General features: G+C 67.4%; 17 protein-coding genes and 1 pseudogene. 14 read left to right on the forward strand and 4 right to left on the reverse strand.

Features of this window, described 5'->3' with window-relative positions:
- The first annotated feature begins 10 nt into the window (after positions 1 to 10).
- From K7711_RS19525 to K7711_RS19565, 9 genes are all read left to right on the forward strand, one after another.
- Entirely contained in the window at positions 11 to 2,113 is a 2,103-nt protein-coding gene (locus K7711_RS19525) for an acetate--CoA ligase family protein (protein ID WP_222970825.1), read from the forward strand.
- Between the two features lie 79 nt (positions 2,114 to 2,192).
- Positions 2,193 to 2,582 (forward strand): carboxymuconolactone decarboxylase family protein, encoded by a 390-nt coding sequence (locus K7711_RS19530; protein ID WP_222970826.1) that lies wholly within the window; start codon positions 2,193 to 2,195, stop codon positions 2,580 to 2,582.
- A 106-nt stretch (positions 2,583 to 2,688) separates the two neighbouring features.
- Positions 2,689 to 4,446, forward strand: a complete 1,758-nt coding sequence (locus tag K7711_RS19535) for a GMC family oxidoreductase (RefSeq protein WP_222970827.1) — start codon at positions 2,689 to 2,691, stop codon at positions 4,444 to 4,446.
- Positions 4,446 to 5,225 carry an enoyl-CoA hydratase-related protein gene (locus K7711_RS19540; RefSeq protein WP_222970828.1) on the forward strand — a complete coding sequence of 260 codons (780 nt, stop codon included), beginning with the start codon at positions 4,446 to 4,448 and terminating at the stop codon, positions 5,223 to 5,225. Before K7711_RS19535 ends, K7711_RS19540 begins: the two co-directional genes overlap by 1 nt.
- 5 nt (positions 5,226 to 5,230) lie before the next feature.
- Entirely contained in the window at positions 5,231 to 6,043 is an 813-nt protein-coding gene (locus tag K7711_RS19545; RefSeq protein ID WP_235747493.1) for an MBL fold metallo-hydrolase, read from the forward strand.
- A 71-nt stretch (positions 6,044 to 6,114) separates the two neighbouring features.
- Positions 6,115 to 7,629, forward strand: coding sequence for an AMP-binding protein (locus K7711_RS19550; protein ID WP_222970830.1), 1,515 nt, complete (start codon positions 6,115 to 6,117; stop codon positions 7,627 to 7,629).
- A 37-nt stretch (positions 7,630 to 7,666) separates the two neighbouring features.
- Positions 7,667 to 8,602 carry an NAD(P)-dependent oxidoreductase gene (locus K7711_RS19555; protein ID WP_222970831.1) on the forward strand — a complete coding sequence of 312 codons (936 nt, stop codon included), beginning with the start codon at positions 7,667 to 7,669 and terminating at the stop codon, positions 8,600 to 8,602.
- Positions 8,603 to 8,677: 75 nt separating this feature from the next.
- Positions 8,678 to 10,027 (forward strand): MFS transporter, encoded by a 1,350-nt coding sequence (locus tag K7711_RS19560; protein ID WP_222970832.1) that lies wholly within the window; start codon positions 8,678 to 8,680, stop codon positions 10,025 to 10,027.
- On the forward strand, positions 10,014 to 10,883 hold the full coding sequence (locus tag K7711_RS19565; RefSeq protein ID WP_222970833.1) for an alpha/beta hydrolase: 870 nt from the start codon (positions 10,014 to 10,016) through the stop codon (positions 10,881 to 10,883). Before K7711_RS19560 ends, K7711_RS19565 begins: the two co-directional genes overlap by 14 nt.
- A 107-nt stretch (positions 10,884 to 10,990) precedes the next feature.
- Here K7711_RS19565 and K7711_RS49330 read toward each other — a convergent pair.
- The 4 genes and pseudogenes from K7711_RS49330 to K7711_RS19580 all read right to left on the reverse strand — a co-directional run.
- Positions 10,991 to 11,209: pseudogene (locus K7711_RS49330) on the reverse strand (cupin domain-containing protein); the annotation flags it as partial.
- A gap of 158 nt (positions 11,210 to 11,367) precedes the next feature.
- The gene (locus tag K7711_RS19570) at positions 11,368 to 11,508 is read right to left on the reverse strand and encodes a hypothetical protein (RefSeq protein ID WP_222970834.1); all 141 of its coding nucleotides are present in this window, start codon (positions 11,506 to 11,508) and stop codon (positions 11,368 to 11,370) included.
- Between the two features lie 31 nt (positions 11,509 to 11,539).
- Entirely contained in the window at positions 11,540 to 12,151 is a 612-nt protein-coding gene (locus tag K7711_RS19575) for an MFS transporter (RefSeq protein ID WP_222970835.1), read from the reverse strand.
- Positions 12,152 to 12,535: 384 nt separating this feature from the next.
- Entirely contained in the window at positions 12,536 to 13,291 is a 756-nt protein-coding gene (locus K7711_RS19580; RefSeq protein WP_222970836.1) for an SDR family NAD(P)-dependent oxidoreductase, read from the reverse strand.
- A 92-nt stretch (positions 13,292 to 13,383) separates the two neighbouring features.
- Here K7711_RS19580 and K7711_RS19585 point away from each other — a divergent pair, with 92 nt between their 5' ends.
- The 5 genes from K7711_RS19585 to K7711_RS19605 all read left to right on the forward strand — a co-directional run bounded on the left by K7711_RS19585 (position 13,384) and on the right by K7711_RS19605 (position 20,195).
- Positions 13,384 to 14,394: a nuclear transport factor 2 family protein gene (locus K7711_RS19585; RefSeq protein ID WP_222970837.1), complete on the forward strand. Its 1,011-nt coding sequence runs from the start codon at positions 13,384 to 13,386 to the stop codon at positions 14,392 to 14,394.
- 228 nt (positions 14,395 to 14,622) lie between these two features.
- Complete coding sequence (locus K7711_RS19590; protein ID WP_222970838.1) at positions 14,623 to 16,287, forward strand: aldehyde dehydrogenase; 1,665 nt, start codon at positions 14,623 to 14,625, stop codon at positions 16,285 to 16,287.
- 144 nt (positions 16,288 to 16,431) lie between these two features.
- Complete coding sequence (locus tag K7711_RS19595; RefSeq protein WP_222970839.1) at positions 16,432 to 17,496, forward strand: NAD-dependent epimerase/dehydratase family protein; 1,065 nt, start codon at positions 16,432 to 16,434, stop codon at positions 17,494 to 17,496.
- 137 nt (positions 17,497 to 17,633) lie between these two features.
- Positions 17,634 to 18,746 carry an alpha/beta hydrolase gene (locus K7711_RS19600; RefSeq protein WP_222970840.1) on the forward strand — a complete coding sequence of 371 codons (1,113 nt, stop codon included), beginning with the start codon at positions 17,634 to 17,636 and terminating at the stop codon, positions 18,744 to 18,746.
- 87 nt (positions 18,747 to 18,833) lie between these two features.
- Positions 18,834 to 20,195 carry an MFS transporter gene (locus K7711_RS19605; protein ID WP_222970841.1) on the forward strand — a complete coding sequence of 454 codons (1,362 nt, stop codon included), beginning with the start codon at positions 18,834 to 18,836 and terminating at the stop codon, positions 20,193 to 20,195.
- Positions 20,196 to 20,197: the final 2 nt, after the last annotated feature.

Consider the following 20,197-nt stretch of genomic DNA (forward strand, 5'->3'; position numbering starts at 1 on the left):
AGGGTCGACAGTGAATGAGCAGGACCGCATGGTTTTCGACGCAGTCTTCGCGCCGCGAGTGGTGGCGCTTGTGGGGGCGTCGAGCAACGCGGGCAAGCACACCTCGCGTCCTCAGAGGACGCTGCGCCGGCATGGGTACACCGGCAAGATCGTGCCGATCAACCCCAAGCAGGCGGAGATCTTCGGGGATCGGGCGTATCCGAGCCTCGACGAGGTGCCCGACGCCGTGGACCACGCCTTCCTGATGGTGCCCGCGGCCGCAGTGAGCGAGGCCCTGGAACAGTGCATCGAGCACAAGGTCCCGGTCGCCACCATCTACGCGGACGGCTTCGCCGAGGCCGGTCCGGAAGGGCAGCGCCGGCAGGACGAGCTGGTTGAGCGGGCCCGAGAGGGCGGCGTCCGGCTGCTCGGCCCGAATTGCAGCGGCATCGTCAGTACGAAGCCGTCTTGCGCGCTGTCGGTGAACGCCGCGATCGAGCAGCTCACCATCACGCCGGGGCCATTGTCCGTGATCTCGCAGTCCGGCAGCATGACGGGAGGGCTGGTGTCGCGGGGCCTTGGCCGGGGCGTTGGGTTCTCCAAGGTCGTCTCCATCGGTAACGAGAGCGACCTGACGGTGGCAGAGCTGACCGACTGGTTCGTCGACGACCCGGACACCGGCGCGGTATTGCTCTTCCTTGAGACGCTGCGGGATTCGAAACGGCTGGGCCGGGCGGCGCGGCGGGCGGTGGAAGCCGGCAAGCCGGTGATCGTCTACAAACTGGGCCGCTCGGACGTCGGCCGGAGCCTGGCTGCTTCACACACCGGGGCGATGGCGGGCGCAGACGAGGTGGCGGATGCCTTCTTCGCCGCCAACGGGATTCTGCGGGTCGACACGATCGAGACTCTTTTCGAGCTGCCTGCCCTGTTGGCTGGGCAGCGACCGTCGGAACGACACCGGGTCGCGGTGATGTCGACCACCGGTGGCGGCGCCGCTACCGTGGTCGACCGGCTCGGGTCGATGGGAGTGAACGTGGTGCCGCCGAGCGACGCGGTCGTCGACGCGCTTGCCACGAAGGGGGTCACCATCCCGCGCGGCCCACTCACCGACCTGACCCACGCTGGCACCAGGGCGGAGGTTTACGGGGCGGTCATCGACGAGCTCGTGGCGTCCGACCACTGCGACCTCGTGCTCGCGATCGCCGGCAGCTCCGCACAGTTCCAGCCGGAGATCTCGGTTGAGCCAATCATACGGGCCGCGCAGCGGGACAAGCTGGTGGCGACGTTCCTGGCTCCGCACGCCGTCGAGGGCCTGGCTCGCCTTGCTGAGGCAGGCGTTGCGGGCTTCCGGACTCCCGAGTCCTGCGCGGACGCCGTGCGGGCCTGGAGCCGGTGGACCGCACCCGCCGTCCCGCCCGCTGCTGACGCCGAACGTCTCGCCGCGGTCGCGGCACGGCTGAAGGCGTTAGGCGAACTGCGCCCCAATGAGGTCGAGTCGGCCGGGGTCTTCGGCGCGCTGGGCATCCCGACCGCGGCATCCGCCGTGCTCACGGACCTCGAGGTGGGCATGGAGCTCGACTCGTGCGTCGGGTTCCCGGTGGTGGCCAAGGTGCTCTCGGCGGACGTCCCGCACAAGACGGATGCAGGCGGTGTCGTGCTGGGGATCCAGGACGCGGCCGAGCTTGCCGCTGCGGTGCGGACGATCCGCGCGAACGTGGCCGCGAGCCACCCCGACGCGGATATCGACGGAATCCTGGTGCAGCGTATGGAGAAGGGTCTGGCCGAGGTGATCCTCGGATTCCGCCGCGATCCCGAGGTTGGGCCGGTCGTGATGCTTGGCGTCGGCGGAGTGCTCGCCGAGCTCTACAGGGACATCGCCGTGCGGCTGGCTCCGGTGGGCCCGGAGGATGCGCGGGCGATGATCGAGGAGGTCACCGGTCTGGCTGTGTTGCGCGGCTACCGAGGACTGCCGCCTGGGGACACTGCGGCGCTGGCGGCCTCGGTCGTAGCGATTTCCCAGCTTGCCGCGCTCGACCCGGCATTGAGGTGCATCTCCGAGGCCGAGATCAACCCGCTGCTGGTCGGTCCGGAGGGAGCCGGCGTGGTGGCGGTGGACGGACTCGTCGTGCTGTGACCGACCAGCGGCACCTCGTATATGTACTGTATTCTGAACAATAATTCGAAATAACGAAAAACGTGAGGGTGTGAGGAACGTGGCCGAGGTCGATTCGCAGCGGTCGAAAGAGGTGCTGGAGCGGGTGGAACGGGAGCGGGGCGTGCGTGCCTGGCCGAAGCTCCTCGCTGCACGCGACCCAGACATGCTGGAGTTGATGCACGACACGACCACGTACGTGCTGGACCGTCGCAATAGCGTCCCCCGCAAGTACAAGGAGATCATCCTGGCGTGCCTGAACGCGGCGTCGCTGCGGGAGTTCGGCTTCCGGTTCCATGTTCGTGGCGCGCTCGCCCACGATGCTTCGGAGGACGAGATCCTCGAGGCGCTCGAACTGGTTGGGCTGACCAACCAACAGGCACTGACTTCGATGCTGGCGCCGCTGGCGGACGAGGTCGCGAAGGCTCGGGAGAACGGTTCCGTCGGCTGAGCCGGCGCTCCCGCTTCCGTAGTGACAACGCGGGTTGGGGGCCCGGCCCGAGAGGGCGGGCCCCGGCCGCACGGTGACGTAGTTGACGACGTAGTGATGAGGTCCCATGGCCGAGAATCCAATTCCTAAAATCGCTCCCTTCCACGATCCTGCCGATGTCGTAGTCGTCGGCGGCGGCTCCGCCGGATGTGTGATGGCCGCCCGGTTGACCGAGGACCCGTCCGTCCGGGTTGTGCTGCTCGAGGCGGGCGCGGAGTACGACCAGAGCGGCCCCAACGAGCTCACCGAGCTCTACGGCGGCAAGGCGGTGCTCCGCCCGAAGTACTACTGGCCCGGGCTGACCGGGACCACGGCGAGCCCGTCGAGGTTCCCCGGCGGCAAGCCCCCACGGGTCTCCTACAAGCAGCCGCGGCTGCTGGGTGGCGGCTCGTCGGTCAACGGCCAGGTGGCCTTCCGCGGTGCGCCGGACGACTTCGACGCTTGGGCGAAGGCCGGCGCCCGCGGCTGGGGCTGGGACGACGTCCTGCCCTACTTCATCAAGCTTGAGCACGACCTGGACTTCTGCGGCCCGCTGCACGGCCAGGACGGCCCGACCTACATCAGGCGCACCCCGCGCGAAGAGTGGGACTCGGTGTCGCTGGCGGTGAGCGACGCGCTCGTCGCGCGCGGCCACCAGTACATCGACGACATGAACGGCGAGTTCGCCGCGGGCCACGGTGCCGTCCCTCTAAACAACGATGGCGAGCTCCGCAGCTCAGTGGTTCGGGCCTATCTCACCCCGGCGGTTCGGGCGCGGCCCAACCTTCGTGTCCTGACCGAGGTCGAGGTCACCCGGATCCGCACCGAAGGCAAGCGCGCAGTCGGCGTCGAGGCGACCTCGGAGGGCGCACAGGTCTTCGTGCCGGCCCGGCACGTGATCGTCACGGCGGGGGCAATCAACTCGCCGGCACTGCTGCTGCGCTCCGGGATCGGTGACGGCGCCGTGCTGGCTCAGCTGGGTGTGGAGGTGGTCGCCGACCGCCCCGGTGTCGGCCGGAACCTGCAGAACCATCCGATGACCTCGGTGTCGGCGTACACCGAGCCGAAGGGCCGTCGGGTCCGTCCGCAGCGGCGTGTTTTCTCCTATCTGCGCTACTCCTCCGGGGTCGAGGGCTGCGCTGCCGAAGACATGGTCCTCTCCACCGGGGCTCGCTCGATGTGGCACGCGATCGGCCAGCGCATCGTTACACTCTCGCCGTACGTTGCCATGCCGTACTCCACCGGCACCGTGTCCCTCGCGAGCGCCGACCCGGCGGTGAACCCGGTCATCGACAACAACTGCCTGGCCGACGAGCGGGACCTCGTCCGGCTGCGGGAGGGCTTCCGGTTCTCCGCGGCGGTCATGCTTGAGGACCTCTACCCGAAGCTGGTCAGCATGCCGTTCCCGACTCACCTGTCGTGGCGGGTCGAGAAGCTGGGCAAGCCGACCTTGTTCAACGACTGGTTCACCCGGGTAGGCGCGGCGATCATGGACTCCTCTTCGGCGGCGCGGAACTTCCTGCTCGATAAGGTCGTTCGCGAGGGCCCGACAGTGGCGCAGGTGCTGGCGGACGACAAGCTGCTCGACGAGTTCCTCAGCAAGCGCGTCAACCTCGCATGGCACCACTCCTGCACCGCCCGGATGGGCGCCGAGGACGATCCCGAGGCCGTCGTCGACCCGAGCTGCGCGGTTATCGGATTGGAGGGGCTGTACATCGCGGACGCGTCCGTGATGCCGCGGATCACCCGAACTAATCTCAACCTGCCGACGATCATGGTCGCTGAGAGAGCGGCCGACCTGATCCGGGCTCGCGTCCGGCCCGGTTTCTCGCAGGGAGCGGTGTGATGCGGGCCGACGACGTCGTCATCGTCGAGCGGCCGCAGCCCGGCGTGGCGCAGCTTATGATCAACCGCCCGGAGCGGCGCAATGCGCTGAACATCGAGGTCAAGACCCTTGTGGCGGACGCCGTCGAGGAGCTCGACGCCGATCCCGAGGTGCGGACGATTGTGGTGACCGGCGCCGGTGGCGCTTTCGTCGCCGGCACAGACGTCGCCGAGATGCAGACGCTCACCCCGGTGGAGCACACGCTCCGAGTCACCGACCGGATGTTCACGTCGCTGCGCCGCTGCGCGACTCCGCTCGTCGCCGCGGTCGAGGGCTACGCACTCGGCGGCGGCTGTGAGCTCGCGATGTGCTGTGACCTGATCGTGGCGGGGGAGCGAGCCCGGTTCGGGCAGCCCGAGATCAAGCTCGGCGTGATCCCCGGCGCTGGCGGGACGCAGCGGCTGCTGCGAACAGTGGGCCGTTACCAGGCCATGCGCCTGCTGCTGACCGGCGCGATGATCCGCACGCCCGAGGCGTTCGCAATGGGCCTGGTCTCCGAGATCACCCCGGAGGGCGAGGCGCTGGCTCGGGCTGGCGAGATCGCGGTGGAGATCGCGGCGATGCCACCGCTGGCCGTCGCGGCGGTCAAGGAGGTCGTGCAGGCTGGTGCGGACGTCCCGCTGGAGACTGCACTGCTGCTGGAGCGCAAAACCTTTCAAATCCTGTTCGACTCGGCGGACCAGAAGGAGGGCATGCAAGCCTTCCTCGACAAGCGACCGCCGAAATACCAGGGCCGGTGACCGTTATGGGCCGACCGGTTTCAATCCGGATCGGCGAAATCGACCTGCTGCCGATCGTGGACGGCGTCGCACACGAGCCGCTGTCCGAGGTTGTCGCGCATGACGTCGGCGCGGATTGGTGCTGCCCGGGCCATCCGGTCGATGCCGACGGCCGAATCGAGCTGGGTCTGGGCGGCTATCTCGTCCGCACCGGCGATCGAATTGTGCTCGTCGACGCCGGGATGGGCCAGGTGGACAAACCGAGCGTGCAGGCCGGTGGGCTGCTCGGCGGGTTGCGGGCGGCTGGTGTAGAGCCCACGGATGTCACCGACGTGCTATTCACCCACCTGCACTGGGACCACGTCGGGTGGTCCACCCAACAGGGCGAGGTCATCTTCACCAGGGCTACTCATCGCGTGCACGCGGCGGACTGGGAGTACTTCGTGTCCGGCCCGTTGGCAGTTCCCGGTGCGGTCCGCAAGCTGTCGCCGCTGCAGGAGAGGATCGAGCCGTTTGACACCGAGACAGAGCTGGTGCCAGGGATCGTGGCCCGCCCCGCCCCCGGCCACACGCCAGGCTCGACGATCTTCGTGGTGGCGGGCGGCGGTGAGCGGGCGCTGCTGCTCGGGGACGTGGTCCACGCAATCGGCGAGCTCACCGACCCCCAATGGCACGGGCTCTACGACCTGGACCCGGTAGGTGCCCGTGAAGTCCGCGACCGGCTTGCAGACGAGGCGCTGGACAGCGCCGCTCTCGTCGCGGCGGGGCACTTCCCAGGCCTTGGCCTGGGGCGGCTGGTTACCGCAGCGGGTGGCCGCCGCTTCGTGCCCGTGACCTGAACCTTCTCATATTTCCAGTACCGGTTCTGCCCGAAGGAGCGTGGAATGTGTATGGACGTACGTTCGGAAGCGTGATCGATGCGTTGGTCGAGCGGTTCCCCGGCGATCTCGCCCTGGTCGAAGGCGCCGAGCGGCTGACCTTCATCGAGGTCGTCACCCGGATCCGAGCAGTGGGCCAGGCGCTGCGTGCGCTGGGCCTCGGCCCCGGTGACCGGGTGGCGATTCTCATGCAAAACACCTCCGACTTGGTCTTCGCGATGCAGGGCGCGCTGTGGGCGGGACTTACGATCGTGCCGCTGAATGTGAAGCTCTCACCGAGCGATCACGCGTACATGGTCCGGGACGCGGCGGCACGTGTGCTGCTCTACCACGGGCGCACCGCCGCAGCGGCGGAGAAGATCCTCGAGACCGCCTCAGTCGAGTACGTCCGCACCCTCGGCGCCGAGCTTTCGGGCGTGACCCCGCTGGACATCGACGGGCAGGACCCGCATGCCACCGCGCCGCGCGACGTCGACCCGGAGGCCGAGGTCTTCATCCAGTACACCGGGGGCACGACCGGGCTGCCCAAGGGCGTGGTGCACTCGCACCGGACCCTGCTGAGCTCGATGACCGGCGTCCAGTTGGAGTGGGGCACGCGGGAGCGCGAGCGATACCTGCACTGCACTCCGCTCACCCACGGTGGTGTCGCGGGCCTTCTGCCGATTTGGCTGCGCGGCGGCACCAACTATCTGTTGGGCGACTTCGACGCCACGCGGTTCCTCGATCTGGTGGAGGAGCACGCTATCACCAGTACACACCTCGTGCCGACGATGATCACCGTGGTGCTGGCCCATCCCGAACTCGGTAGGCGGGATCTCGGCAGCCTGGAGACGCTGGTGTACGGCGGCTCGTCGATCTCGCCGTCCACACTGGGCAGGGCCGTCGAAGCGTTCGGCCCGATCCTGGTCCAGTGCTACGGCCAGACCGAGTGCTACTCGCAGATCTCGGGAATGGATAAGCAGGACCACATCTGCGCACTGACGCGGCCCGGGCTGCTCTCTTCAGCGGGGCGCCCCGTCGCCATCGCGGAGGTTCGGATCGCCGACGAGGATGGCAACGAAGTCCCGCTCGGCGAGCGCGGCGAGATCCTGGTCCGCGGCCCTCACGTATTCCTCGAGTACCTCAACAAACCCGAGGAGACGGCAGTGGCGAAGCGCGGGGGCTGGCTGCACACCGGGGACTTGGGGCACCGGGACGCTTACGGCTACCTCTACGTCACAGACCGGATGAAGGACATGATCATCTCTGGGGGCTTCAACGTGTACCCCAGGGAAGTCGAGGACGTCCTCGACCAGCTTCCCGGCGTGCGCGAGGTGTGTGTGGTGGGTCTGCCGGACGAGAAGTGGGGCGAGCGGGTGACCGCTGTGGTCGTCAGCGCGCCCGATATGGACCAGGAGGCGCTCGCGGCCGTGGTGAGGTCCACTGTCCGTGACCGCAAGGGGCCGGTGTACGCGCCCAAGACCGTGTATTTCGTGGACGCGCTGCCACTGACGTCGGTAGGCAAGGTCGACAAACGTGCGCTCGTGGACCGTTTCTCGCGGGCCTGAGGTGCCGGAGCGGCACCATGTTTCCTAGGAGGAGAAAATGAACGTCGGATTCATCGGGCTGGGTCGGATGGGCCGGCCCATGGCGATCAACCTGGCGCGGGCAGATGTCGACCTTGTGGTCTTCGACAGCAACCCGGATGCCTCGGCGGGGCTGCTGGGGCTGGGCGCGAAAGTGGCCTCGAGCGTCGCGGACCTCGCTGGCACCGCGGACGTCGTGTTCACGTCCCTGCCCGGCCCCGCCCAGGTGGAGGCGGTGATCCTGGGCTCGGGCGGGATCCTGGAGCACGCCCGACCCGGTCTGGTGCTGTTCGACCTGTCCACGAGCTCGGCCTCCCTGGCCCAGCGCATCGACGAGGCATTCCGTGCCCGCGGATGCGCGATGCTCGACGCCCCGGTCAGTGGCGGGCCGGCGGGCGCGACGTCGGGCGAGCTGTCTCTGTGGGTCGGTGGTGACCGCGAGGTCTACGACCGGCACGAGGATCTTTTGCGCATCATCGGGAAGTCCCCCCGTCATGTCGGGGACATCGGCATGGGCTCGGTCACCAAGCTGACGAACAACCTGCTCGGCTACATGATCATGCAGTCGCTGGCCGAGGCGTTCTCGATGGCGTGCAAGGCGGGCATGGACCCGCTGGATCTCTGGGAGGCGCTCAAGCCCGGGCTGGTCGGCCGCCGTTCGCCGCTGGACATGCTGGTGGCCCAGTTCCTCCCCGGCAAGTACGAGCCGCCGGCGTTCGTGCTGGATGGCGCGCGCAAGGACGTGGTGCTGGCGAACGACCTAGCCAAGGAACTCGGCGTCCCGCTGCACATCGGCGCGCTCACCCTGGCCGAGATGAACGAGGCCCTGGTCAAGGGCTACGGCAAGCAGGACTCACGGGCCTTCCTGAAGGTCCAGCTAGAGCGCGCCGGGGTCACCGTCGCTGTCGACCAGGAGCGAGTCGACCGCGCGGTGCGGAAATTCGGACAGGCGTAGCGCACGCGCGGTAGCAAATCGAGCAGATAACGATCGGTGCCCATCGGGGTGCCGCGAAGGTAAAGGGAGACGACGATGTCTGTCTACGAAAAGAACGGCACCGTCAAGGCGGGTCGAGTCGAGCAGGCCCCGTCCGGGGCAGGGGCCGCGAAGGACCCACGGCTGCGCCGGGTGGCGATGGCCAGCATGGTCGGGACTCTCATCGAGGGCTACGACTTCGGCCTCTACACCGTTGCCGCTGCCCTGGTATTCCCCAAGGTGTTCTTCCCGGGGCTCACCGGCGCGGCCGGGACGGTCGCCTCGCTGGCGACCGTGGCCGTCGCGTTCGTGATCAGGCCCCTCGGCGCCGTGGTTCTCGGCCACTTCGGCGACCGGCTGGGGCGCAAACGGATGCTGGTCGCGACCATCCTCGGGATGGGTGCCGGTACTACGTTGATGGGCGTGGTGCCCTCGGCGGCCGCGATCGGCGTCGCGGCACCCATCCTGATCATTTTGCTGCGCGCCCTCCAAGGCCTCGCCCTCGGCGGCGAGTTCGCGGCGGCGGTGCTCTTCGCGACCGAGCACGCGCCCGCCCGCCGGCGCGGCCTCTACGTGATGTTCCCCCAGCTCGGGCATGCCTTACCGGTCTCCCTGTCCGCTGTTACCTTCCTCGTCGTCGGGCTGACGATCGACCCGGCGACGTTCATCAGCTGGGGCTGGCGGATCCCGTTCCTGGCCAGCGCGCTGCTCGTGATCGTCGGGCTGGTGGTCCGGCTGAAGGCGGAGGAGACCCCGGTCTTCTCACACGAGGTCGAGACCCGGGGCGCCTCGCACTCGCCCCTGCGAGACGCCCTTAAGGCGCAGCCCAGCCGGATCATCCGGGGCGCGGGCGTCGCCGTCACCACCCTGATGTTCGTCTACGTCAGCGGGGCCTTCATCGCGAACTACGGGTTCGGGCAGCTGGGCATGAGCCGTAACCAGGTGTTCGCGGCCAACGCCGTCGCTGGCCTGGTTTTTACCGCAGCGACCGTCCTCAGCGCCTACGTTTCCGACAGGGTGAGCAGGCGGAAACTGATCGGGTTCACGCAGGCGGGCGCCGCAGTGTGGGCGCTCGCGTTGTTCCCGATCCTCAACCTGACAAGCCTGGGCACCTACTTCGGGGCGCTCTGTGTGACGATGATGTTCGCAGGTTTGGCTTACGGACCCGCGGGCGCCTACCTCGCCGAGCAGTTCGACACCCGCTATCGGGCGAGCGCGCTCGGACTTTCGTACCAGATCACCGGCGTTGTCGCGGGCGGCTTGGCGCCGCTTCTAGCGCCGCTCGTCGTCGCGAACGCGGGGACTACGGCGTGGGGTGTCGTGATGGCCGTGCTGTGCGCCCTAGGCGCCGCAGGGACGCTCTCCTTGAAAGACCACAACGAGGAGCTCACCGATGCGCGTGCCTGATGCCCGGCCGGCGGCCGGGATGGCCACACACTGGACACCGGTCGTGGGGGAGCCGCGCGGGCTCCAGGTCTTGGTGCACGGCGCCACGTACGACCACCGCTACTGGGACGTGTCCTTTCCCGGGCCGGACGACTATTCCTACGTCCATCACATGGCCGCCCGCGGTTACGCGTGCCTTGCTGTCGACCTGCCGGGCACCGGGGACAGCGGGCGGCCGGACGGGGACGCGGTCTCGTTGGACGCCGTAGCCCGCGATCTGCACGAGGTCGTTACCGCGGTCCGCGCGGATCTCACCGCGGATCACGGTCGCGACGTGCCGGTGGCCCTGGTCGGACACTCGCTGGGCGGCGTCGTGAGCACCGTCGCGCAGAGCCGGTGGCACTCAGCAGACGCGCTAGTCGTCTTGGCGACCGGGTTCAACCTCGGGCAGGCGGTGTCCCCAAACTCGAGCGTCGTCGCCGACGCCCTACAGAGTCCGTACGCCTGCTTGCCGATAGCGGAGCGCGCTCGCTTCTTCTTCCACGCCGGGCAGACCGATCCCCGGATTATCGACTACGACAACGCGACATTGCGCGTCTCCCTACCACGGCGCCTGTGGCTCGACTGCCGTGCCGCGCGCGGGGACGCGCAGGTCAATGGCTCGCGTTCGGTGACGTGCCCGGTGTACGTACAACTCGGCGAGTTCGACCCGATCATGCCTGGCCGATTCGCCGCAGTGGAGCGGGAGTGCTGGCCCGCGAGCACGGACTGTGTTGTCGAGAGTCTTCCCCGCATGGGCCACTGTATGAACATGCACCGCAACCGGGAGGCGAGCTGGACCGCGATCGCGTCCTTCCTCGACACTGTTTGGCGATAAGGCACCGACGGGCTCTGCCCGCCCAACTGCAGGGGGCGGGCAGCGCCGGTGGTTATCGCACGGGAAGGGCTTCTACTCGCTGCGGGTCGCCTCATACTGCTCGTTGGTCACCGGCTCAGCCTAGTAGATGTCCCCGAAAGAGACCGCAGTGTGGAGAGCATGCCGCGCTCATGGGCTCCGCCGTGCCAGTGCCGGATGTCCGGCGGTGTCCACACATTATCACCGAAGCCCATCCGGACAGTTTCGTCGGCGGTGACCACGAACCCCTCAGCATGCTCGCAGATCAGGACCTGCCCTCCCTCGTGCACGTGCCAGCCGGTCCGCGCGCAGGGGTGAAGTTGTTCTTACTGACACCGAGGCCGTCACCTTATGGTGCAGGTGGTCGCGCCACATCTCGCCGGTGACGTGATTGTGGCGCGTGAGGTGCCCGCCACCTCGGGTGCGTTCCTCTTGTCGACGATGAGCATTCGGGCTGGTTCCTCGTTCAGAAGTCCAGGCTGCGCGACGACGAGTCCTTCAGGGAGAGCGTGCAGGCGAAGGAGACGACGCATGCGCTGGCCAGGACGATGCCGAAGATCGTCGAACCCGCCGAGCCGACGATGATCGGCGTGACGAGCGGGACCACACCACCACCACCACCGACCCTGCCGAGGTTGTTAGGGCACCCCGGTCGCGGTCATGCGGTAGCGCGTCTTGAACTGCTCCGGCAGGAAGGCACCGATGGCGCCGTAGGCCCGCCCAGTGATGGCAAAGGTCAGGCGGAGCACAAGGAAGTAGGCGAAGACCGTACCCAAGTTCAGGATCGGAAACAGGCAGATTGCCGACACCGCCGCGAGCAGCCGCGCGTAGCCTAGAACCCGCATGCGTTCGACACGGTCGGAGACCAGGCAGCCAGTGCCTGAGACCAGGTATCCAAACCCGCCGAGCGCCGTGGCACCGATGATCTGGTTGCGCGAAAGCCCCACATAGTCCACGACATAGTTCGCGATGAATGCGCTGACCGTGTAGGCGATGGCGACCGGCGGCACGCCGGCACCACTGAGGTTTCCCCAGGGCTGGGCGTGGAACGCGACCATGAGCGGGATTCGGACGATGGCACCTGTTTCCTGCTGGCGCTCGAAGATCGGCGTCTCGTCGACCTTCGACCGGACACAGAGGTCGAACGCAACGAGCACCGCGCTCCCGAGAAACGGCTGCGCCAGCTCCCCGCAGGGAATGTCTCTGGGCTGACTGGCGCTGATCAGCAGGAAGCTGAGCGCCGAAAGCATGGTGGAGGGCCAGATCTGGGGGAGGCGTAGAGGCTGCGGCGCTTCGTCGGAGCGTGCTCGGTGGCGAACAGCACCGAGCACACCCACTCGCCCCTGACTGCGAGGGCTCTGCACGAAGCGCAGAACCACGAGCAAGGTAGGGGCGGCTACGCCGATCGTCGCCGCCGAGGGGACTCCCATCAACGTGGTACCAAACCCACGATGACGATCGTGGCTACCAGCATCCTCTTACGACCCAGCCGGGGCCCTCTGTGGTCGACATCATCGGGGATCCCGTCTTCGCAAAGTGTGGCCGTTCATTATTGCGTACATTCGCTCCGATTTGAGAAAGACCAACGATTGGCCATCGGGGGTGTCAGGGTCGCCGAAGATTTGGCGGTCCGCTCAGTGGATGGTCACGCCGCTGTCCACCGAAAGTACCTGGCCAGTTATCCTGGTCGCCTCGTCCGAGATGAGGAAGGCGCCGAGAGCGGCCACGTCGGCGGGCTCGACCGCGCCAAGGAGGTGTCGTTCCGTCAATGCGGACATCTGCGGACTGGAGCGCTGCTGCGCGAGCACCCGCGGGGTCGCCGTGATGCCCGGAGCGATCGCATTGACCCGGACCCCCGACTGCGCGTGACCAGCGGCGATGGAACGCGTCATTGCGGCGACTCCCCCCTTGGCTGCGGTGTAGCAATCTCGGTTGGGGACGGCCATCAGTGCGGCCATCGACGTCATCGTCACCACGGCGCCACCGCCATTTTGGATCAGTTTCGGGATGCCGTACTTGCACGCCAGGAAGGTTCCGAAGAGATCAAGGCGGACGACCCGCCAGAACTCCTCCTCGGGGGCCGAGATCACCGGGCCGTCGCGGTCCGTAGACCCGCCGGCAACGGTGAAGATGCTGGTCAGTCCACCCAGGGCGGCTATGGTGCCGTCGATCGTCGCACGCACCGAGGCTGGGTCGCCAGCGTCGCACTCGATCGCCGTCGCGCGGCCCGCGGCGATGTGCTCCTCGCCGACACCCGCCCGGGCGGCGTCCAGGTCGATGTCGGCTGCGGCCACGGAGCCGCCCTCGGACAGTATGTGGGCGCAGATTGCCCGCCCGATCCCTCCTCCTGCCCCGGTTACCAGCACGATCTTGTTCTCGAGCCTGCCCATGTTGCCGCCTGCCTTCGTGTAGTTGCGTGTCCCGGGACGCCCCGCTCTCAGGCGTTCGACATTCCGTTCTACTGGACAAAATACGGTATTCTATGGAAGCTGTTTTCTCGACGGATCCACCAACGATGGAGGTCTGGTTGTTCGTCGTAGACGTGGGAGGCACGTTCACCGACGTCGCCTCCTTCCTGAACGGGCGGATTCGGAAGGCCAAGCTGGCCGCCGACCATGACAAGGTCTACGGACTGGTCGTCGTCGGCGTCGCGGAGCTGGGCGTAGATCGCGCGGCGGTCTTCCGCTACCAGACGAACGCAGGCGGCGGCTGGGGCGAAGATCCCCTCGCTCAGGACCCGGCGAGCGTGCTGCGAGACGTCCGGGACGAATACGTGACCCCCTGCCGGGGCCGCCCTGTACTGCGGCGTCGTGATCATGGGAGGCCCGGTCGAGGACCCCGAAGAACTCGTTGTCGACGAGGCGGCAACAGCAGACCCGCGAGCCCGGTCGGGCCGCTGGTGAGCAGAGACGGAGAGAGAGGAACTATGACCACAATCCAGCCCGAGGTCAACTCGGAGCTCGAGGACCTCTTGGTCGAGCGCCGAATCACGAAGGTGCTCCATGCATACTGCCAGGGCGTCGACCGCCGGGAGTGGGAGCAGGTGCGTGCCTGCTACCACGACGATGCCGTCGACTCGCATGGCAACTTCGTCGGGGCGCCCGACGACCTGGTGGCCTGGCTGACTGGAAACCACGAGACCGTGACATCGTCAATGCACATGCTCACGAACATTTCGATCACGCTCTCGGCCGACCGCCGGTCGGCGCGCGTCGAGAGCTACTGCCTCAGCCTCAAGGAGGTTTCCTCCGCGGCGAACGATCCGTTCCTCAGTAGGAACGGGGCTGACGGGGTGGCGCGGCGGACGGTCGCGTCCCGCTTCGTGGATGTCTTCGAGGACCGGCCCAGGGTGGGTTGGCGCATCGCGCGGCGTTTCGTGGCCTTCGACTGGGTCCGCCGAGAGACCGACGAGCTCTACCTCCCGCTGGATCCGAAGTGGACCCCGTCGCGGCGCGATCGAACCGACGTGCTGTTCACAGTCTGGGACAAGTAGTCGGGTTCGGTCTTCAAGCGCCTCTCGGATCTATGTCTGAATATATGTATTTTTGTACGTATATCGGATCGCAAGGTCTTGTATTCAAGTCGGTGAGGGCCGTCGGCAGCAACAACGCTGCCTTGACCTTCGCCCTGCCTGTCTTCGCATCTTGCCTCCTGGGTGGCGCCACGCTCAGGGTGGCCGTGGCACGTTCTCCGGAACCGCTGCTGGGGGATCTTCCTGCTCATGCTGAGCAATGTGACTCAGCTGTTGGCCGTGCCCTACGCGGTTAGCCAGATCCTTTATGGCCTCATCCTCATCATCGTGGTCACACCACCTACGCAGTCGCGGAGCGACGTGCGAAGCCGGTGTGACCGCGCAGACAAACCCAAACAGGACGACAATGGGAGCGACGTGACGACCATCCATACGACAACTCAGGTCACAGAGAACGTCCGTGAGTTCGGCATCTGGATAGCGAACGAGGAGGTGACTCCTCGGGGGTCCGCGCGCCTGACGGTCCTTGACCCGACCTCCGGTAAGCCGTGGTCGAGCCTGGTCGACGCCGACGTGGCTGCGGTCGGCCGGGCGGTCGCCGCTGCCACGGCCGCCGCGCGCGGGCGCTGGCGCGCCTCACCCTCGGAGCGCGCCGCGGCGTTGCACCGTCTGGCGGACCTCGTCGCCGAGAACGCAGAGGCCCTGGCCCGGCTTGATGTCCGGGACAACGGCAAGATCCTGCGCGAGACGATCAATCAGATCGGGAGTACCGCCCGCTGGTACCGGTTTTACGCCGGACTGGCCGACAAGATCCATGGTGCCACGCTCGATTCGGACAGCCCCTCGGCCTTCAATTTCACCTTGCGGGAGCCTCTCGGCGTTATCGCCTGCATCACGGCCTGGAACTCGCCCCTTCTGATGGCGGCTCTGAAGATCGCCCCCGCGCTCGCGGCCGGCAACACGGTGGTCCTCAAACCGAGCGAGTTCGCGTCCTCGTCAACCCTGGCGTTGGCCCGGCTCTGGGCCGAGGCTGGCCTGCCCAGCGGAGTGCTCAACGTGGTCACCGGTGGTTCGGTGGCGGGCTCCGCGCTCGTCGAGCACCCCGATGTCGCGCACGTGAGCTTCACGGGGAGCCCCGGCACCGGCTCGCGGGTAGCTGCCGCGGCGAGCGCCCGGTTCAAGGGTGTCACCCTCGAGCTCGGGGGCAAGTCCGCCAACATCGTGTTCGACGACGCGGACCTCGACGCCGCTGTCGTCGGTGCACTGGGCGGGATCTTTTCGGCGGCGGGCCAGAGCTGTGTGGCTGGGTCCCGGGTCCTAGTGCATCGCGCCGTGCACGACGAGGTACTTGAGCGCCTGCGTGCCCGGGCTGCGGCGATCGTGGTGGGCGACCCCGCGCAGGAGAGTACTGAGATGGGGCCGATTGCGAACGCCCCGCAGCTGGCGAAGGTCGAGCATTACGTGGCGGTCGGGCACGAGGACGGGGCCCGGCTCGTGACCGGCGGCGAGCGAGTCGGCGACGGTTTCTGGTTCCGCCCGACAATCTTCGCGGACGTGGCCGCCGACTCCCGGCTCGCTCAGGAGGAGGTGTTCGGGCCGGTGCTCGCGGTCATCTCGTTCGATGCTGAGGAGGAAGCTGTGGCGATCGCCAACTCGACGCGCTATGGACTCGCAGCCGGAGTCTGGACGGCGGACCTCGCACGGGCGCACCGGGTGATACGTGCGCTCGAGGCGGGCACGGTCTTTGTCAACACTTACCGGGCGATGGCTCCGAACATGCCCGGTGGTGGGGTTAAGGACAGCGGCATCGGCCGCGAGGGCGGGATCGAGGCCGTTCTCGACTTCACTCAGGTCAAGGCTGTGTTCGTCGAGAACGAACCCACTGCCGTCGACCCGTTCCGGATGCGCTTCTGACCGGGAGCAGGTTTCCAATGCCTTCATTGACGTTCACCAAGAGTCGGGATATCGTACCTATATTCAATATGGTGAACACCTTGAAGGCTTATTCCGGTCGGGTTAGGTGGACACGGCGACGTCGACACGAGGAGTCATCGAGCTATGGCCGTACTGGTCACCGGGGTTGGGTACATCGGCGGGTACGCGGTAAGGGATCTTCTCTTCGCGGGGGAGAAGGTCGTCCTCTTTGGCTACCTCGGCGGCCAGGGAGACCCGCACGGCGAGCTGCCGGAGATCGACTACATAGACCACTTGACCGGCGGCGGGCTGACCGACGGGCGGTACCGCGACCAGGTGGAGGTCGTCGTCGGAGATGTCAGCGACTTGCGTGGGATGTCTGACGCGGCCGAGAGGCACGAGGCGCGGTCCGTCCTGCACTTCGCCACCATGCTCTCCGCAGGCGCCCAAGCGAACCCGCTGATCTCTACGCACGTCAACGTTATCGGCACGACGAACGTCTTCGAGGTCGCTGCCCGGATGCAGATGGACAAGGTGGTATGGGCTAGCAGCGTCGATGTGTTCGGGCCGCGATCAGTCCCCGAGTCGGGCGTCCTTACGGACGATTGCATGTACGACCCGGTCTGGCTCTACGGTGCGTCGAAGGTCATGTCGGAGAAGCTCGCTTTCGCCTACAGCGACAAGCACGGCATCGACATCACTGGGCTGCGGCCCACCCGCGTCTACGGCTACGGGGAATACATCAAGGCCGGTCGCGGTGGTGGCAGCTCCTGGCTGGGCAATCTGCTCTACGCTCCGGCGGTCGGGGACACCGCCGTCACGGTTCCGTTCGGCTCCCGCAGCCTCGACTTCGTCTACGTCGAGGACATCGCGGACGGCTTCGTGAAGGCCTTGGGCTTCCGTGGTGACAAGGCGGCCAATAACTACATCCTCAGCGGTGACCGGCAGCCCATCCCCAAGGCGGTTGAGTACGTCCGGCGGCTGCTGCCCGACGCCAGGATCGAGCTGGAGATGGAGGACCTCGTCCTCCCGCCCGGCTCCGGCTTCGCGTTCTCCCGCCAGTACGACTCGAATCGGGCCACCACGGACTTCGGCTTCCACAGCCGATTCAGCATGGAGGCGGGCGTCTACCGGACGATCAACCTCAACCGGCGGCGCGCAGGTCTGCCGGAGATTCCCCAGCCCGAGGACGCGAAGGTCGGCATCTGACTTCTGCGGCCCGTCCTCCGGCGCGAAGCCGGACGTACTGCGCCGCGGCCTCGGCGCAGCCGTTGGCCGTACTGTGCTGCGCCTCCGGACACCGACGGTTCGGGGTGATACAGCGATACGATCACCTGGAGAATGGGATGAGTGAGATCGTCAACGTGGACGCTCTGCTGGCAACGACCGCCGGCGACGTCGGACAGCAACCAATAATCCTCAACCAGATGGGAAGCTTCTTCTTCGCGGGCCGAGTGGCGCGGGCGGTCGACGGGGAGACCTTCCATGGCGACCACGGCTACGCGCAATACTTCGTGCCTGAGCCGGCGCGGGACCTTCCCCTCGTGATGTGGCACGGCCTCGGCCAGTCCGGCAAGTGCTGGGAGTCTACACCGGACGGACGGGAGGGCTTCTGGCAACTTTTCCTGCGTCGGAACTGGCCCGTTTACATCATCGACCAGCCGCGCCGCGGCCGCGCCGGGCGAGCCATGCCTGCGGACGACGCCGAGCCGCTCATCCCGACGATGGAGGCAGAGAGCGAGGCCTGGGCCACCTTCCGTCTAGGGCGATGGAAGCCCCCGGGCGCCGCATCGTTCTTCGACGGGCTCCGCATGGCGCGGGACCAGGCGTCAATTGAGCAGCTCATGCGCCAGCAAACGCCGGGCACGGGTGTCGAGCCGTTCCCGGACGCCGGCCACCGTGAGTTCCTCGGCGGTGCGGTGGCCGAGCTGGTAGCCAGCATCGGACCCTCGGTCCTGATGACCCACTCGCACAGCGGCCAATACGGTTGGGTGACCGCTGTGAGGCAGCCGAAACTCGTGCGCGCGGTGGTCGCTATCGAGCCAGGCGAGTACGCATTCCCCCATGACGGGGTACCTGAGGACGTCTCCACCGACTCCGACCTGCTGCGTGAGTTCATGGCTCCGCAGGTGATCCCGGCAGCGGACTTCGCCGCTCTGACACGGATCCCGATCCTCGTGATGTTCGGCGATTTCATTGCCGACGAGCCCGACGAGGCGTTCGGGGTCGAGCTGTGGCGCGTCGTCCGTGAGCGGGCGAAGCAGTTCGTGGCGACCGTGAACGCCCGCGGCGGTGACGCGACCCTGCTTGAGCTCCGGGACTGCGGCCTGCCTGGCAACACCCACTTCCCCATGGCCGATCTCGACAACGTCGAATTTGCGACCCTTATTGAGAACTTCCTGCTCGAGCGGGGGCTCGGCGCCTCCGGGCCGCCGCATCACTGCCCGCACGCCCGATAGCTCGCGTGACAGGCCGGCGTACGACGGCCGACCTGACCAACTTGCGATTTTCGCGCCGACGGCGGCGCGGATCTTTGGAGACACGACATGCTCGACGAAAGACCTCCCGTCGCCCACATCGGGGCCGTCCACAACGGCACAGTGCGCTCGGCAGAGCCACCGTATCGCCGCACCGAGAAGCGTCGTATCGCCATCACCAGCATGATCGGCACGATGATCGAGTTCTACGACTTCATCATCTACGGTGTCGCGTCGGCGCTCGTCTTCCCCCGGTTGTTCTTCCCCGACCTCGGGGCAGCAGCGGGGACGCTGGCGTCGTTCGCGACGTTCGGGGTCGCTTTCGCCGCCCGCCCGGTCGGCGGTGCGCTGTTCGGTCACTTCGGAGACCGGCTCGGCCGCAAGACGACCCTCATCACCTCTTTGATGGTCATGGGGGGTTCGACCGTGGTTATCGGGTTGCTCCCCACAGCCGCGCAGATCGGTCTGGCCGCGCCGATCCTGCTGGTAATCCTGCGAATGTTCCAGGGGCTCGCGGCCGGAGGCGAGTGGGCCGGCGCGACGCTGTTCGTCACCGAGCACGCTCCGGCGGGCAAACGCGGCTTCTGGACGGTGTTCCCGCAGGTCGGCGCCACCTCGGCGACCGCGATCGGCAACACCGTCTTCCTGGCGACCGGATTCAGCATTAGCGACGAGGCCTTCGCGAGCTACGGCTGGCGCATCCCGTTCCTGGCGAGTGCCCTCCTGGTCGTCACCGGCCTCTACTTCCGGCTCAAGATCGAGGAGACGCCGGTCTTCCGGGCCGAAGCGGCCCGTGGAGGTCCCGCCCGTATCCCGATCGTCGAGGCGTTCCGCAGCCAACCCCGCGAGATCCTGGTCGCGGCGGGCGTCGGGCTCGGGACGACCTGCTTCTTCTACGTTTCCGGTACCTACCTGACCACGTACGCCACCGGCACCCTGCACCTGTCTCGCTCCGTGGTCCTCGCCGCAGGGGCGATCGGAGGTGTGGTGCTGTCCGTCGCCGTCGTCACGACCGCGCTGCTCTCCGACCGGTGGGGGCGCCGTCGCACCATCGCCGCCGCCAGCATCGCTGGCGCGATCTGGGCAGTGTTTCTCGTCCCGGTCCTCGACGTGGGCACGCCCGGGATCTACATCCTCGCGCTCATCGTCACCATGGCTTGTTCCGGTGCGGTCTTCGGGCCGCAAGGAGCGTTCTTCGCGGAGCTGTTCCGCACTCGGTACCGCTTCACCGCGTCGGCGATCTCCTACAACCTGGGCAACCTTGTCGGCGGTTCGATCACGCCGCTGCTTGCGACCGCGCTGAGCGCGCGGTTCGGGCCCATGGCGTTCGGCCTGCTGCTCGCCGGACTCTGCGGGGTGGGCGCCGTTTGCACCTTCAGCCTCAGGGAGACCCGCGGCTCGCAGCTCGACGCGGCGGCCGCAGACCAGTGATC

The sequence above is a fragment of the Nocardia coffeae genome, assembly GCF_019890715.1.
Lineage (GTDB): Bacteria > Actinomycetota > Actinomycetes > Mycobacteriales > Mycobacteriaceae > Nocardia > Nocardia jiangxiensis.